General features: G+C 41.6%; 14 protein-coding genes, 1 pseudogene and 1 riboswitch. Of the genes and pseudogenes, 9 read left to right on the top strand and 6 right to left on the bottom strand.

The features are described 5' to 3' along the window. Positions 1-110: 110 nt before the first annotated feature. Together HMPREF0083_RS19105 and HMPREF0083_RS19100 are read right to left on the bottom strand one after the other, a co-directional pair. Complete coding sequence (locus HMPREF0083_RS19105; protein ID WP_021623323.1) at positions 111-719, bottom strand: undecaprenyl-diphosphatase; 609 nt, start codon at positions 717-719, stop codon at positions 111-113. A gap of 50 nt (positions 720-769) precedes the next feature. After that, positions 770-1,765 carry an AI-2E family transporter gene (locus HMPREF0083_RS19100; RefSeq protein ID WP_051354721.1) on the bottom strand — a complete coding sequence of 332 codons (996 nt, stop codon included), beginning with the start codon at positions 1,763-1,765 and terminating at the stop codon, positions 770-772. A 171-nt stretch (positions 1,766-1,936) separates the two neighbouring features. Continuing rightward, positions 1,937-2,107: riboswitch (M-box (ykoK) riboswitch) on the top strand. A gap of 381 nt (positions 2,108-2,488) precedes the next feature. On the opposite strand from HMPREF0083_RS19100, the gene rodA reads away from it, so the two are divergent. The 6 genes from rodA (at position 2,489) to copZ (ending at position 7,744) form a co-directional block, all read left to right on the top strand. After that, on the top strand, positions 2,489-3,622 hold the full coding sequence (gene rodA / locus HMPREF0083_RS19090) for a rod shape-determining protein RodA (protein ID WP_021623320.1): 1,134 nt from the start codon (positions 2,489-2,491) through the stop codon (positions 3,620-3,622). Positions 3,623-3,702: 80 nt separating this feature from the next. After that, a complete protein-coding gene (locus HMPREF0083_RS19085; RefSeq protein WP_021623319.1) occupies positions 3,703-4,263 on the top strand; it encodes an NAD(P)/FAD-dependent oxidoreductase in 561 nt (186 codons plus the stop codon). A 225-nt stretch (positions 4,264-4,488) separates the two neighbouring features. Beyond that, entirely contained in the window at positions 4,489-4,647 is a 159-nt protein-coding gene (locus HMPREF0083_RS28255; protein WP_155847242.1) for a hypothetical protein, read from the top strand. A 17-nt stretch (positions 4,648-4,664) separates the two neighbouring features. Next, complete coding sequence (locus tag HMPREF0083_RS19080; protein ID WP_209421088.1) at positions 4,665-7,076, top strand: heavy metal translocating P-type ATPase; 2,412 nt, start codon at positions 4,665-4,667, stop codon at positions 7,074-7,076. Between the two features lie 120 nt (positions 7,077-7,196). Continuing rightward, positions 7,197-7,532, top strand: a complete 336-nt coding sequence (locus HMPREF0083_RS19075; RefSeq protein ID WP_040303861.1) for a metal-sensitive transcriptional regulator — start codon at positions 7,197-7,199, stop codon at positions 7,530-7,532. A gap of 11 nt (positions 7,533-7,543) precedes the next feature. Further along, positions 7,544-7,744, top strand: a complete 201-nt coding sequence (copZ, locus tag HMPREF0083_RS19070) for a copper chaperone CopZ (RefSeq protein ID WP_040303859.1) — start codon at positions 7,544-7,546, stop codon at positions 7,742-7,744. A gap of 144 nt (positions 7,745-7,888) precedes the next feature. Here copZ and cydS read toward each other — a convergent pair whose 3' ends face one another. From cydS to HMPREF0083_RS19060, 3 genes are read right to left on the bottom strand one after another with little or no spacing between them, the layout of a single operon-like run. Then, the gene (gene cydS, locus HMPREF0083_RS30210) at positions 7,889-7,996 is read right to left on the bottom strand and encodes a cytochrome bd oxidase small subunit CydS family protein (RefSeq protein WP_370950734.1); all 108 of its coding nucleotides are present in this window, start codon (positions 7,994-7,996) and stop codon (positions 7,889-7,891) included. Positions 7,997-8,009: 13 nt separating this feature from the next. Next, positions 8,010-9,023: a cytochrome d ubiquinol oxidase subunit II gene (locus HMPREF0083_RS19065; protein ID WP_021623314.1), complete on the bottom strand. Its 1,014-nt coding sequence runs from the start codon at positions 9,021-9,023 to the stop codon at positions 8,010-8,012. Next, the gene (locus HMPREF0083_RS19060; protein WP_021623313.1) at positions 9,020-10,369 is read right to left on the bottom strand and encodes a cytochrome ubiquinol oxidase subunit I; all 1,350 of its coding nucleotides are present in this window, start codon (positions 10,367-10,369) and stop codon (positions 9,020-9,022) included. The genes HMPREF0083_RS19065 and HMPREF0083_RS19060 overlap by 4 nt, the downstream gene beginning before the upstream one ends. Before the next feature lie 674 nt (positions 10,370-11,043). Between HMPREF0083_RS19060 and HMPREF0083_RS19050 the strand changes: the two genes are divergently transcribed. Continuing rightward, entirely contained in the window at positions 11,044-11,328 is a 285-nt protein-coding gene (locus HMPREF0083_RS19050) for a hypothetical protein (RefSeq protein WP_148316021.1), read from the top strand. Positions 11,329-11,384: 56 nt separating this feature from the next. Here HMPREF0083_RS19050 and HMPREF0083_RS26565 read toward each other — a convergent pair whose 3' ends face one another. Next, the gene (locus tag HMPREF0083_RS26565) at positions 11,385-12,857 is read right to left on the bottom strand and encodes a DUF6892 domain-containing protein (protein WP_021623309.1); all 1,473 of its coding nucleotides are present in this window, start codon (positions 12,855-12,857) and stop codon (positions 11,385-11,387) included. Between the two features lie 274 nt (positions 12,858-13,131). On the opposite strand from HMPREF0083_RS26565, the pseudogene HMPREF0083_RS19040 reads away from it, so the two are divergent. Further along, positions 13,132-13,587, top strand: a pseudogene (locus tag HMPREF0083_RS19040) (FusB/FusC family EF-G-binding protein); the annotation flags it as partial. A 648-nt stretch (positions 13,588-14,235) separates the two neighbouring features. Next, a complete protein-coding gene (locus tag HMPREF0083_RS19035) occupies positions 14,236-15,405 on the top strand; it encodes a bis-aminopropyl spermidine synthase family protein (protein WP_021623305.1) in 1,170 nt (389 codons plus the stop codon). Positions 15,406-15,635 lie beyond the last annotated feature (230 nt).

Genomic DNA, 15,635 nt, shown 5'->3' with positions numbered 1-15,635 from the left:
ACCTTCTTTCTTCCCCCTTATGGATAATCAACAGGTGTGATAAGAGATATGTAAAATAAAAAAGAGGCTTCCGACAATATGGGAAGCCCCTTGTGTGTTTATGCTTTTATTTAGGCGGATTTGTCTTTATTATTTTTTGTCAGGAGGCTGCTCTCGACCTTATTAGCCAAAGAAATAACGCCATTCATTGCCTGATAAGCATACTTTATTTTTGGTAGCAAGTAATGGATGCTAATTGCGGTGAACGCACCAAGTGTAATGCCTGCCAATACATCACCTGGATAATGTACACCTACCCAAACGCGGGAAAATGCAATGCCAAGAGCCAAGGTTAACCAGGCCCAGCCCACTTTTTTATGGAACAGCCAGAAGGAAACGGCAATGACAAACGCCCCTGTGGCATGGTCGCTAGGAAAAGAGGCATTGGCACTATGAGGGATAAGCTGCACGATATCATGTGTGACAAAAGGACGTGGACGGTAAAAGAAATGGCCGATAATCCTGCTAATCCCTAACGCTATGCAAGCAGATAGTAAGGCTTGCATAACCATATACCGGTTTTTTCTAACACCGGTAAACCAGTACAAGAAAATGCTCAAATAAAGAATATATTCTCCGTATAAGGAGAAGCCTTTCATTAGAAGGCCAAGGGAAGGATAGAAAGGAACCAATTGGTTAATATCTTGAAATAACAATGCATCTGTTTGAGAAAGTTTCATAATTAAATTGTACCTCTACTTAAAGAATATTTCGTAACAGAAGAATTCTTCTATGTTCGTTTTACGTCTAAAATATCAAGTAAGAACACGAAGGTAGGGATTCCTACGATAAGCCCCCATACACCAAAAAAGTGTTCGGAAAAAATCAAAACAATGAAGGTATAGAACATTGGCAAATTGGTTTTCGATGCCATCAATTTAGGGTTAAGTAAATAGGCTTCCAATGAGTGGAGCACGATAACCATCACAAGTACATAAATAACCTTCATAAACCCGCCGATGCTGAAAGCAATGGCACATAATGGAATCAAGGAAATAATAACCCCTGCGACCGGGATGAGCCCAAGCACGAAAATCATGAGTGCCAGTCCGAACAGCTGAGGAAAGCCCATAATCCACAGCATGATTGTTGATAGAATACAGTTTGTGAGTGCTATTAGAAATTGTGCTTCAATCACTTTTCCGAAAGTATGAACAAACTTCTTGCCGAAGAATTCGATTTCGTCAAAGAACCATGCAAGCTTACTCGTTTTGAATTTGGCAGTAAACTGGGTGACCTTTGTTTTTTCCAGCAGGAAAAACAAACTCAAAATTAGCGCCAGTAACATGTTTAAACCCCAATTGCTAATTTTAAGCACGAAATCCAAACTCTGTTTTACATAACCTTCAATATTTACATCACCTAAAAGAGAAACAACATACTGGAAAAGTTCATGATCTTGTTGTTCATCGTATACACTTTTTGTTAAATTAGTCAATTGTGTAATTTGATGAACAATGGTCGGGAGTGCTTTATATATCCCGATAACAAGAATCAAAACCAAAATTACATATAAAAATAACAGAACAACTTTTTGATTTACTGGGAATAGCTTGTTTAATTTTTGTACTGCATAGCTGTATAAGCTATTCATTAAAAAGGTAATCAAAAAGGTTAATAGGATGATATTGAGCATACTTTTCATGCTATACAGGACAAGACAAAGAAACAACAGTATAACCACACGTCTGACACCTTGTTCGCGAAAGAAACTCTTAATTTCCATCATAACTTCCTTTATTGTTTTTTAGTTCGAGCTATGAGAACGAATCCTAATTGCCATCTTCATAATTCTATTTTTTATGCAACAAAAAATCAAGCAAGTATAAATATTCTTTTTTAAGCGATAGGCTATTGACAAGCTTGCGTAACAGAAGTAGGATGGGTTCTGTATCGAATAAATCCTCGTTAGGTGAGGCTCCTATACAAACATAGGCCACTGCCCAGAAATATCGAAAGATGCCTATGGGTAGAACAGGAATTGTCGGATTAAGGCTTTTCTTAATGTGGCTAAGAGAAGATTTCTCTTTACGGTGTATAGTGCTAAAACTCGACTAGGAGGGGAACGGAATGTTTTTTGTGTATTCATTTAACCCTCCAGGAGAACCGGAGGGTTTTTCATATTGTAAAGGAGGGGAACGCTTGCATGGATGATAGTTCTAGTTGTCGAACGTACAGTTTACATAAAGATTCTATGCAGAGGGAGAATCGCGTTCTTCTCATTTACCTTGCTTTGTTTCCTATTGCTATTCGTTGCTGGAATGGGTGGATGTAAGCATGCGTATTTGACCTACGAACGTCAGAAGAATGAGCTTGATATAACAAGCAATCCTCTCTGTTACAGGGAGGTTTTTTTATGGCTTGGAAAGTGGCATTATTCATGAGATGAGGGAAAAAGACCGACAACGTTCGTGTATTTTTCCTATATAAAATATAAGGTTGTGTATGTATGGTTAAAAAGCTTAAAAGACTCGACATTCCTATATTGGCACTCATTATTTGCCTGTTTTTCATTAGCACTGCTGCTATTTATAGTGCAACGAAAAATACACATTATGTCGGATTACATATAAATAATATCGTTATGTTCATTGTTTTTTTTGTTCTGATGGTCATTATTGCTGTTAGTGACTATCGAACGTACACAAACAATTATTCGTACCTTTTATATGGCATAGGTGTGGTACTTCTTGTTTCTGTTTTGCTTTTTGGAGAGACACTTAACGGCTCAAAACGTTGGGTAGGCTTTGGGACGATGAAGTTCCAGCCTTCTGAGCTGTTTAAGCTCTTTCTAATCCTTGCCATAGCGAAGGTGCTAGCAAAGAAAAATGGAGAACCTTTAGAGTTACTGCGGGATGTTGGAACAGTCGGTATCATGACGCTTATTCCTTTCTTGCTTGTATTGAAGCAGCCGGACTTAGGCACGTCCATCGTATTTCTTTGTATCGGTGCTGGTATGCTTTGGGTGGGGAATGTACGGTTTTTACATGTAATACTAGGTGGCGGCGCTTTTATTAGTATTGTTGTGTCGCTTATCAGTCTGTATTTTGTTAATTTCGATATTTTTTCAAAGGTGATCAAAGGTCATCAGCTTCAGCGTATTCAAACATTTCTTGATCCGACAAGTGACCCGGATAGTGGATGGCATGTACTTAATTCTCAAACTGCGATTGGTTCAGGAAAGTTGCTTGGGCATGGCTTTACTAACGGAACGTACGTTCAGAGCGGCTTCATCCCGTATGCTTATTCCGATTCGATTTATGTGGTAATCGGAGAAGAGTTCGGATTATTAGGCTCGATGATTCTGCTGCTGCTTTATTTTTTATTAATCTATCGCATGGTTAATATCGCTCTGGATTGTAGGGAGCTGTCTGGCGTATACATTATTGCTGGTGTAATCGCAATGCTCGTGCTGCAGATTTTCGAAAACATCGCTATGCATGTAGGGATTATGCCGTTAACCGGAATTTCGTTACCGTTTATTAGCTATGGCGGTAGTTCGCTTTTGATTAATATGATGGCGATTGGACTTGTGCTGAGTGTACGGGTACACGAATCCAAGTTTACTTTTATTGATGAATGAACAGATTTTTAGTGTTTTTATGGCCCTTTTTGTTATAATAATAAATGAGTAATAATTATAAATAAGGAGGGCCTTTACTTATGTATGACATTGCCATTATAGGAGCCGGTCCGTCAGGTGCAAGTGCTGCTCTTTTTTCTGCGAAAGCTGGAAAGAAAACCCTTTTGTTGGACAGTGATCAAAGCATTACAAAAAAAGCGTGGATTGAAAACCATTATGGTGTCATGGAAATTACAGGTCCAGCCCTTGTAGATATAGGAAAAAAGCAGGCTGAAAAATTCGGGGCAGAATTGGTTCAGGGAAAGGCGACAGATATTCAAAAAACAGACTCGGGCTTTCGCATCGAAACCGACAATGGCGAATTTGAAGCCAAACATGTTGTTTTTGCCACCGGACTGTTCGTTGACTTGGCCGAAAAAGCGGGTGTAAAAACAAAGCCTGGAACAGAGCCTCGAATCAAAACGATACTGGATGCAGATCAGGATGGAAAAACAAATGTAGATGGAATCTGGGCTGCAGGCACGTGCGCAGGGGTAAGCGTGCACACGATTATTACGGCAGGCGATGGTGCGAAGGTAGCTATTAATATTATTAGCGAATTGAATGGAGCAAGATACGTTGATCACGATGTACTTAAATAAGCCAAATGAAAAAGGATGCTGAAAAGCGTCCTTTTTTATTTAATTAATAAAAAATTTTATTGACTAATACAATAGGGGGGTATAGTATTTAGATAGAGGAACGATTTGCAAAGAAGAAAGAAGTAAAGTAACTCAAGGTTTTTTTGAGAATGCCATATACAATACGGAGGTATTCTATATACGTCTGCATTGTATATGACACATTTTTGGGGCGGGAGGCAAGAAATGAAGGAAGGGCGGGAGCGGTCGGAAAAAAACACGTTGGCTTTTCTTCTGCCGGAGCGCGGGGCGCATCCAATCTTTTCTTTTTTCCTGCTCTCCTTCTTCCAATTACCTGAACTTTTGTTACTACGTCAAGCGATTTCTATACTAAATAAGATATAGTGTTGGAGGCGGTGAAAGTGTCTGATACGAAACAGACCATTCTTCGAATTAGCGGAATGACGTGTGCAGCATGTGCAAACCGCATCGAGAAAGGGTTAAGCAAACTAGAGGGTGTAACAGAGGCGAACGTAAATTTTGCATTAGAAAAAGCGACAGTTACGTACGAACCGGATAAAGTATCCTCTGCGCAGATGGAAGAACGGATTGAAAAATTAGGATACAGCACGGTGAAAGAGCAGATTGATTTTCAACTGACAGGTATGACATGTGCGGCATGTGCAAACCGTATCGAGAAGGGATTAAGCAAAATGCCGGGTGTGGCATCGGCCAGCGTAAACTTCGCTTTAGAGACTGCTCATGTAGAGTACAATCCATCAGAAGTATCGGCTGATGATATGATTCACAAAGTAGAGAAGCTTGGATATGGGGCAAGCGCAAAGGGCGAACAGGCATCAAGGAACACGGATCATCGTCAAAAAGAAATCAAGCGACAAAAACAAAAGTTCATCGTAGCAGCGATTCTTTCGTTGCCGCTGCTATGGTCGATGGTTGGACATTTTTCTTTTACATCGTGGATATGGGTGCCGGATTTATTCGTAAACCCGTGGTTTCAACTAATACTCGCAACGCCCGTCCAGTTTATTATCGGTGGTCAATTTTATATTGGTGCCTATAAAGCGCTACGAAACAAGAGTGCCAACATGGATGTGCTTGTTGCGCTCGGGACATCGGCAGCATACTTTTACAGCCTGTATCTGACGCTCAAGTCGCTCGGTTCTTCCCATCACATGGTAGAGATGTATTATGAAACGGGCGCAGTGCTCATTACGCTTATTTTGTTAGGAAAATTATTTGAAGCGTTAGCCAAGGGCCGGACTTCTGAAGCGATAAAAACGCTTATGGGACTCCAGGCAAAGATGGCTCTTGTGATTCGGGATGGAGAAGAGATGATGATTCCGGTAGAAGAAGTAGTGGTGGGCGATACGATTGTTGTACGACCCGGGGAGAAAATACCGGTTGATGGGGAAATTATCGAAGGGCATTCCTCCGTAGATGAATCCATGCTGACAGGAGAAAGCATTCCGATAGAGAAACAGGCGGGGGCGCATGTTTTTGGGGCCACGCTGAATAAAAATGGCGCATTAAAAATGAGGGCGACCAAAGTCGGGAAGGAAACAGCTTTGGCACAAATCATCAAAGTTGTCGAAGAAGCTCAAGGATCGAAAGCGCCCATTCAACGCATCGCAGACAAAATTTCAGGTATTTTTGTACCGGTTGTCATCGGTATTGCAGTGGTAGTATTTTTTATCTGGTATTTTTGGGCGACTCCGGGCGATTTCGCAAATGCGCTGGAAAAGCTCATCGCTGTGCTGGTCATTGCTTGCCCTTGTGCGCTGGGTTTAGCGACACCGACTTCGATTATGGCTGGTTCTGGCCGTGCAGCTGAAGCTGGCATTTTGTTTAAAGGTGGTGAGCATTTAGAGGCCACCCATCGAATTGATACAGTTGTGCTGGATAAAACAGGCACGGTAACGAAAGGGAAGCCTGAGTTGACAGATGTGATTATAGAAGGAATGGAGGAAGCAGAGTTTCTTCGTCTGGTGGGCAGCGCCGAGAAGAATTCCGAGCACCCGCTGGCGGAAGCGATTGTTATCGGCATTCAAGAAAAAGAAATTTTGATTCCTGCATCGGATACGTTCGAGGCGATTCCGGGATACGGCATTCGGGCGGTTGTTGAAGAAAAACAAGTCCTTATCGGAACCCGCAGATTGATGGAACAATATAGCATCAATGCAGCACACGCTTTTACACAGATGGATGAATTAGAGAGCAAAGGAAAAACGGCTATGCTGGTTGCGATTGATGGCCGCTATGCCGGGATTGTGGCGGTGGCTGATACGATTAAAGAGACATCTAAAGAAGCGATCGCACGTCTGAAGCAGATGAATATTGAAGTCATTATGATTACCGGGGATAACAGGCGCACAGCAGAAGCGATTGCGTCCGAAGTAGGGATTGAGCATGTTCTTGCCGAAGTATTACCTGAAGGAAAAGCAGAAGAGGTTAAGAAGCTACAGAGCGACGGGAGAAAGGTCGCTATGGCTGGAGACGGGATTAATGATGCTCCGGCGCTAGCTGTGGCGAATATTGGTATCGCTATGGGTACCGGTACGGATGTAGCGATGGAGGCCGGAGATATTACACTCATGCGCGGAGATTTGAATAGTATTGCTGATGCTATATATATGAGCCATCGAACAATGGCGAACATTAAGCAAAACCTGTTCTGGGCTCTGGCGTACAATTCGCTCGGCATTCCGATTGCTGCTGCGGGATTTCTAGCACCGTGGGTAGCCGGAGCAGCAATGGCGCTAAGCTCGGTGTCCGTTGTACTGAATGCGCTACGTTTGCAGCGGGTGAAGCTATAAAGCAAATCTTCTGTCAGCAGTTTTTTTCATCCTCTGCTGATGGTTAGTTTTACTTATCGAAATCTTACGGCCCGTTGGACCGGGATAAAGAGCGCGAAAGGCTGGCAAGGAGGTGAAATGATGGAACCGGGGATTGAAGAACAATCCGGAGGTGGTGATAAAGCCCAGCAAGGGTGTGAGCGAACGAGTCATCACTCTGATAAAATGAAAAATAATCTTACCACTCGACTCAACCGGATTGAGGGGCAAATTCGAGGAATTAAAGGCATGGTAGAAAAAGATGTGTACTGTGACGATATTCTGAATCAAATTGCGGCAGTGCAGTCCGCCTTGAACTCAGTCGGGCGCTTATTGCTCGAAGGTCATATGAAAAGTTGTGTGATTGAACGTATTCAAGAAGGCGATCACGATGTGATTGATGAATTGTTGAAGACAATGAATAAACTAATGAAATGAGGGGTATATGTATGCAAAACGTAACGTTAAAAGTTGAGGGCATGTCATGCAATCATTGTGTTAAAGCGGTAGAAGGCGCACTCGAAGAAATTGGGGCTGCCGGAAAAGTAAACCTTGCTGAAAAGACGGTACAAGTAGAATATGATGAAAGCAAATTATCCCTTGACTCCATTAAGGAAGCGATTGAAGAGCAAGGGTATGACATAGCATAAGAAGAATGGCTCATTTACAGAAGAGTCGTGCTGTCGGGATGTCCCGGCAGTTTTTTTATAGATAGGAAGACAGGAAAAGGCAAATGATAACAGGATGCCCTTCGTGAGAAAGGCATCCTGCTTATATTTTTACAATGAAGAAAACTACTCCAGATTCTCCAGGAACTTTCCTTTGGCTCCCCAGACGAATACTCCGATTATTGAGGCTGCTACGACGAGAATAGGCGCGTACGTAATTAAAAATTGTTCCATGATAAATTCCTCCTTAGATTTCGCCTTTCACATATTTTTTGTTAAATAGAAACAGACGCATAAGCAAATAAAGGGAAGGTAGCAGCAGCAATAAACCGGCGATAAAGGCGATAATAAGCGCAATGGCCATTGTCGGGTTTGTAAATCCGTCGTAAATGGTCAGATGCGGATATAGCAAATACGGATAATGAGAGAAACCGTACCCGAAAAAGGCAAAGCCGTATTGCAGTACCACCAGTACAAAGGCTGTTCCATATTGACTTTTCTTATAAATCAAGTAGACGGCTCCGGCAAAAAACAGAGCGGATAGCACGAATACCCATCCGATATCCAGCATCTTGCTGAAATGAACCGGATTGTGTCCTTTAAGAGTAAACATCACAGCAAAAGCTGCCAGGATAGAAGGAAAGCTCCATAATAATGAGTACATTCGGAGCAGGCGGGTAGCTTTCTCATCACCGGCCGCATGTGCGTAATATGTCAGGAAGCTTGCCGAGATGAATAATACGCTCACAATGGCAAGCAGTACAACGCCCCATGAATATGGACTGCGCAACAATTCCCCATATAACAGGGTGATGCGGTTATCCTGAATATCAATGAACCCACCTTCAGATATCGTCAGTACGGTCGTAAATGAGGCAGGAATGAATATACCTGTCATCCCATAAAAAAATGCATACCATTTATTATCTTTGACTCCATATGTACCAAAGGCGTAATATGAGCCGCGGATGGCCAGCAGAATAATGGAGATGCTGGCCGGAACGAGCAGAGCCGTTCCATAATAGTAGGCGGTTTTCGGGAAGAACCCGACAATTCCTACGAAGAAAAAGACAAGGAATACATTCGTTACCTCCCAGACGGGCGATAAGTATCGCTGAATGATTTTGTGTATCAAATGTTTTTTACCGGCCCAATCGCTGTATGTGCTAAAAAATCCTGCACCAAAATCAATCGAGCCGATAATAACGTAGCCGAATAGAAACAACCACAGTACGGAAATGCCTACAAGTTCAAGTGTCATAGGTTGTTTACCTCCTGCGCGCTGTTCATTTGTTCAAATTCCTGTTCTACAGGGTTATTTTTAAACATTTTACGCAGCACGATCGTACTTACAATAGCAAGCAAAGCGTAGAGAGCAATAAAACAAATGAGCAAAATATCCACATAGTCGGCTGTTGTCGCTCCTGTTGATGTCTTCATATAGCCGCGCAGTATCCACGGCTGTCGTCCCACTTCCGCGAAAATCCATCCGAGTTCAATCGCCAGCAGCGCGAGAGGACCGGATAGTACAATGGTTACGAGTAGAGACTTGCGGTAAGGAGTTGATTTCCTGCGTTTATGCAGGATGAGATAGATGAACGCGACAACGGTTAACAGAACACCGATGGTGACCATTAAGTCGAAAAAATAGTGAATATACAGTGGCGGCAACTCGTCTGCCGGAAATTCATTCAATCCGACGACTTCGGCGTTCGGATTATTGTGGGCTAGAATGCTTAAAGCATACGGTATAGTGATACCGTTTTTGACCTTGTTATTTTCATCCAGCGAACCGAACAGAACAAGCGGCGCCTTTTCTGATGTTTCAAAATGCCATTCGGCAGCAGCCAGTTTTTCTGGCTGGTATTCAGCAAGGAATTTCCCGGAGAAGTCGCCGATGATAGCCGTTGCCAACGAGAAGACTAGTGCCGGGACGAGCGTAATATGCAGCGCTTTCTTATGGTAGACATGTTTGCTGCCGCGAAGGATGCGGTAAGCGGCGATGGATGCCAGAACGAATGCCGATGTCATATACGCGGAAGCAAGCACGTGCCCTACTTTGGTCGGCATGGCCGGATTAAACATAGCAACCAGTGGCTGAATGCTAACGATGACCCCATCCTTTAGTTCGAAGCCTTGTGGCGTATTCATAAACGCATTAACAATCGTAATGAAAAGCGCAGACGCAGACGAGCCAATAACGACCGGAATTAGTAGAAGAAAATGTTTCATTTGATTTTTGAAGCGATCCCACGTATACAGGTAAATTCCAAGGAAAATCGCTTCAAAAAAGAAAGCGAATGTTTCAAGGAACAAAGGCAAACTGATAACCTGACCCGCCAGTTCCATGAAGTTTGGCCATAGCAGGCTAAGCTGCAGGCCAATGGCGGTTCCGGTTACGACTCCGACCGCAACGGTAATAACAAATCCTCGGGTCCAGCGGCGTGCCAATAAAATATAGTGCGGATCGTTTCTCTTGATACCGATCCATTGGGCGAGAGCGATCAGTAGGGGAACTCCGACCCCGATTGTTGCAAACAGGATGTGAAATGCGAGTGTTACTTCTGTCAGTATTCGGCTGTATAGTACAGCATTATAAGTAAACAACTATTCTTCCCTCCTTCTTACCGGAACAGTCGGCTTACAAGAGAAATAAACATTACGACAGCTACTGTTACGGAAGCGATGAGCAAATATTTTTCTTGCTTTTGAATCATGAGGATTCCTCCTTTACCCCCTGGGGTTACACTCATATTGTACAAATTAAGTAAGGGAGAATTGTGTGGAAAGGGTGGCAACTTTTCGAATGTTATGTTGCCATTGTGTGAATGTTGTTTTTTATTGTAAATAGTCACTCTTTCGCCATATTGTAGCGTCGTGTGGAGGGGATGTTTTTTATAATTCTCCATATTTTTTTGATATTCATTCCGTATTTCCTACCTATTATTAAGTCATCAATACAAGCCTATTTTATAGTTGGATACAGACCAATGGAGTTGGGTGCTCTCCATTTTATAGATAGTCTTCTATGTATTGCCTTCTGGGGGGCCGTTATCCTTCTCTTTATGGGATGGCTTTATAAGAGAAGAAATTCGCATCGTCCTTCGGGATATTCAATAATGGATACATCTCATTTCTCCCATACGTATAGTCAAAGTCCACATCATGTCGATTTCTTAGATGAATGGGAAAAAAATCAACGAAAACATAAGGAGGAGTAGGAACCCATTATAAATCAGACAGTCATGCTGCATGACAAGGTAAGGGAGCTCAAAGAAAAGGTGGATGAATTAAGGCATAGAAGAATCCTCTTGCTTTCAAGGGTAAATGCAGCAACTTCATTCGATACAGATAATATAGCAAATGGTTTTGCGCGTGCGGAGGAGCGAATTTTATTTATGGAAGCAGGGGTGAAGGCAAGTCGCTCCTTATCTTGGCCAACACAACACCTTCCTGCTCATCAGATTCACTCTACAATGGAAGAGAAAGTACAGCAGGCGCTTGGGAAACTAAAAGAAACAATAAAGGAGAAAGGCGGAGCCAAATCTGAATCAAAAGCGATATAACTATTATTTTTACAGCCGACCTGGTCCTATCCAGGCCGGCTATGTTCATATAACCCTTATCCTGTAGTTACTTTAATACCACGTGCTTCTAATTGCTTTCTCGTTTTATCATCTATGTCCAGATTCCAAATATCGATTGTTTTCAAATTAGGCATAAAATCAAGGTGCTCCAGTTCCTTGACATCGAATGTATCATCTTCTCCATCCCAGAAGCGATACAAATTCATATAAACGTCCAGTCCGCCATCAGCAATCAAATCTTCGACATGCTGTACATGTTCTTTTGTAATAACTAACTCTTCAAAATACTTTTTTGCTTCCGGCAGTATATCGTATCCTTCCTCTTCAATAATAATTTCTCGGTCAGTATAGTCTCTAGCAAATTCGTATAGATCAAATCTTGGCTTTAAAATATTCTTGTTGTACATTAATTCTTCAATGACCAGTAGCTTAAAGTTAAAATCGCGAAAGATAAGTGAATCCTTGGGAATGATTTGTTGCTTGTTCTTGCTGCTTGCCTTTGTGATAAGCTGTTGATTTACTTCTTTTAATAGTGCATCCAGCTTGCCTGCATATTCGGTGATGCGCTTTTGGGCAACTAGCGTTTCTAATACTTTTCTTCTTACTAAAGACTTCATAAATGCCCCGACTCTTTCATCCTCCGCTATAGCATAAAAAATAAATGTTTGGACAAACTCTTCAAATTGCTCATTTGTCCAGGCTGGGATGTAAGGCATTAAGTGGGTAAAGATTGCCTGTGCTTGATTACGGAAAGCTGCAAAATCCGAGGTTCCCAGAAAATCTAAAGCGAGATTATAATACACTCCGTCGCGCTTGTGTTTAGACGTAATAAAAAATTGGATTAATTCGGCAATTTCTCTCTCGCCCTCAGTATGGGCAGCTAATAAGTGTACAGTAATGTTATTACAGGATTCAGGATATTCTCGCATAATTTTTAGAATAAGGTGGATAGGGGGGGAAGCTTCGGTCTGAGAGAATGAAGAATGATAAAAGTAACAGTGCAGCAAATTCACGACTAACTCTCCCAGTGTACCGTTAGGACGGGCGGAATCCGCAGGTAATACAACTAACGGTTTATTCCCATACGTTATCAAGGTTTCGATGAGTTGGTTAAGGCGATTGTGATAATGAAGCAAAGCCTGTGGCAGATATTGACCAACATCGCCTTTTTTGTTGCAGAATGCTGCTACTAATAAATACGTTTGTTTGCTATCCGTTTCCTTGTTCCAGTCTGTTTGTTCGATGATTGACAATACTTTTTCATAGAGCCAACTAGCGCATTTTTGATCCACTTTGGAGAATTCCAACAACACGGTATGTGCACTTTCGACAATTTGACCATATTTATTATCTTCAAGCGATAAATCCTGTATTCTTTGCATCACAGCATCGACAAGCTGGATAGCTTTTTCCTCCTCTAGAGCGTGTACAGCAACTTTGACTCTACATAATGCAGAAAACAATTCACTATAGTTTGTCGTTTGCAGGTCATTTAATAGCCTTTCCATACAAGTACCTCCCTTATGTATTTACTCTACTCTACAATCAGGCTATTATATACAACACTTGTTGACTATCCAGTATGATCCAGAGTGAATCGTCACCACACCGTGCCCAAACGTGCGTCGGTTCGTCTCCCACACCGAGAGGCCCAGATGTTTTGCCGGTCCGGCCCTGGCGCCACAAAGCGGCCGTGTCTCTTCCTCGTGAGAAAGACGAGGGAACACGCCGACGCGTGCACCTTCTTTCTTCCCCCTTATGGATAATCAACAGGCGTGATTAAATATAACAGAAGAGTTTCAGGAGTATCTAAGTTCTTTAGTACCTTACTTGGTGGAATTTCCGCAAGTGACGGAAAAACAGATAAAGAAACGATTTCCCAAGAATAAAAAGCTAAAAATCCCTGATTTGTCAATGATAGATTACCATTATTTAACCTATCTTGGCTGGATAGATATTTCTACAAACAAACTTTTCATTGTGTATAACCTACAGGAGGAAATCATTGGGGTCGAAGCTAAATATACCCCTACAAATAAGAAAGATATATGCTCGCTATGCAATGGGTATGGGGAGGTTGCTTTAGTTTCGGCGATATCCAAATCAAGACCTGCCAAGTCTTCACCTGATTATTATAAAGCCGTAGGTAACTACATGTGTATTAATAGTTATGAGTGTAACAAAAATATTACAGATGTAACAAATTTAGAAAGATTTATTCAGAATGTTATAGGATAAATTACACACATGTATTGATCCAGTGCTTCAGAAGATTGGAAACTGGATTAACATCATGATAGCACTGTTCGGTGTTTCGTGTGTTCCTGGCAGCGATCCATTTCAGCCGATGAGGTGAAAAAAATCAGCGATTTGCGCTAGAGAAACTTCCTGATTACTTTATAGATGGGAAGTATTTTGCGGCTTGCTGTGCTGCGTAATAAATTTTTTATCCATCCGACTTGCTTTTCTAATATTTTCAAATTATAATTAGGCTAATCTTAAAAATAGGGGTTGTCTTGATGTCGGTATTTGTTCTTAACTAATTAATTTTATATGGTTCATGTTGTAGCTTTGATAAAAATCCGCTTTTTAGTGGTTTATTTGTCATGGGTTTAAATGAATGAACCAAGACTAGTTAAGAACACAACAGCCATCCGTTATATGTGATTGACTGCAACCAGCTGTGCTCTTATGCACAGTTTTATTTTTTTTCGTGAGTAATGTTGATAGCAAGTACTTTATGTTATGTACTTGTTTCCTCATGAGAAGCTATTTTGTAGTCAATTTCCTTTATAAGGGCAGAAGATGGACTATATGTTCATTTTTTGCCCTTTTTGTTTGGGATAAATGGAACGCTAAAAATATCGATAATAAGAGAGGACTACCATGAAAAATTATATAGAAGAAACATATACAAATGTACAGCTTCAAGAAGGTTCCCGGATAATTGAGCAGCTTTTAGTAGAGTGTTATATAAGGCGTGGTATTTCAACAAAAGAGCTGGCACGAAAAATACTTCTACCTGTTCCGGTTGCTACTGCAATCAAGAAGGAACTCATCAAGACAGGTGTTTTAACGCAGGACCGAGGGGTGCATTGTACCCGTAAAGGGATTGCCTATATCGAAAATGAGTTAGGGTATGGCGGATTAGATAGAACCTTATATGGGAAGCTTATGGCTAATAAAACGGATTGGAGAACAGAACTAGCGGATATTTTATCGATACTCACTGAATTGCTTCACATGCGTCCGCAAGTTAATGTGCAAATCGATCAATCGAAGTGCACACCGGAGACTAGCTTGCGTCGGGCGCTCCTTTGCTTGCGGGAGCATGCGCTCATCGGAAAGCAAATCTTGTGCGTTGGTGATGACGACTTGGTGAGTGTGTCACTTGGCTTTCTCCTTAAACGGCTGTTTCCGAATACGCGGAATCAAAGGGCAATGATTAGTGTTATTGATATTGATGAGCGATTTCTGCAATACATTCGTGATATTGCAAGGAAGGAACAGCTACCGATTACGTGCCACAACATAGATTTACGACAACCTCTTCCCAAGAAGTTATGCGGACAATATGATTGCTTTTTTACAGACCCGCCTTATACATTGCAAGGGATGTCATTGTTCATTTCTCGTGGAATAAGCGCGCTGAAAAAAGAAAAGGGATTGCCGATTTTCTTGTCGTTTGCACATAAATCGCCTGATTTCACATTAGCATTGCAACGTGAGTTTGTAGGTATGGGTTTATCCATAAGAGAAATTATTTCGCATTTTAACGAATATGAAGGGGCACAGATGATCGGAAATAGAGGACAGATGATCGTTCTTAAGACGACGGAATTGACATCGCCTGATATTACCGCCACTTTTGAGGATATGCTGTACACTGGTGAGGTCAAGCGAACGTTACGTACCTACCAGTGTAAACTGTGTAGTGAATCAATTATTGTTGGTGTTGAGGGAGAGTTTTTCACAATTGAAGAATTAAAAAATCAAGGATGTCCTGTTTGTGAGGGCAATATTTTTGCTCTTATTGATAAGAAACATATTGGGTAACTGCTAAATCAAAGGCGATGGATTAACAATAAAGTGAACCTCCAATCAGTGAGGGCTTTTATCCAGCTCTCACTGATTGTTATATACATCTGGTTTGATAAATCGACAAGCACCATAACATCGGTTATGTAAAAAGCAGCTCCCCTGTATTAAACGGGGAACTGCTCTTTTTTAAATTTGATCACTTGATATGTGCAAACACGCCTGTTGATTATCCATAAGGTGGAAGA

Origin of the sequence: Aneurinibacillus aneurinilyticus ATCC 12856, assembly GCF_000466385.1 — a bacterium.
Lineage (GTDB): Bacteria > Bacillota > Bacilli > Aneurinibacillales > Aneurinibacillaceae > Aneurinibacillus > Aneurinibacillus aneurinilyticus.
The sequence above is the reverse complement of the archived record's forward strand: the minus strand, read 5'-3'. Positions and strand labels throughout refer to the sequence as shown.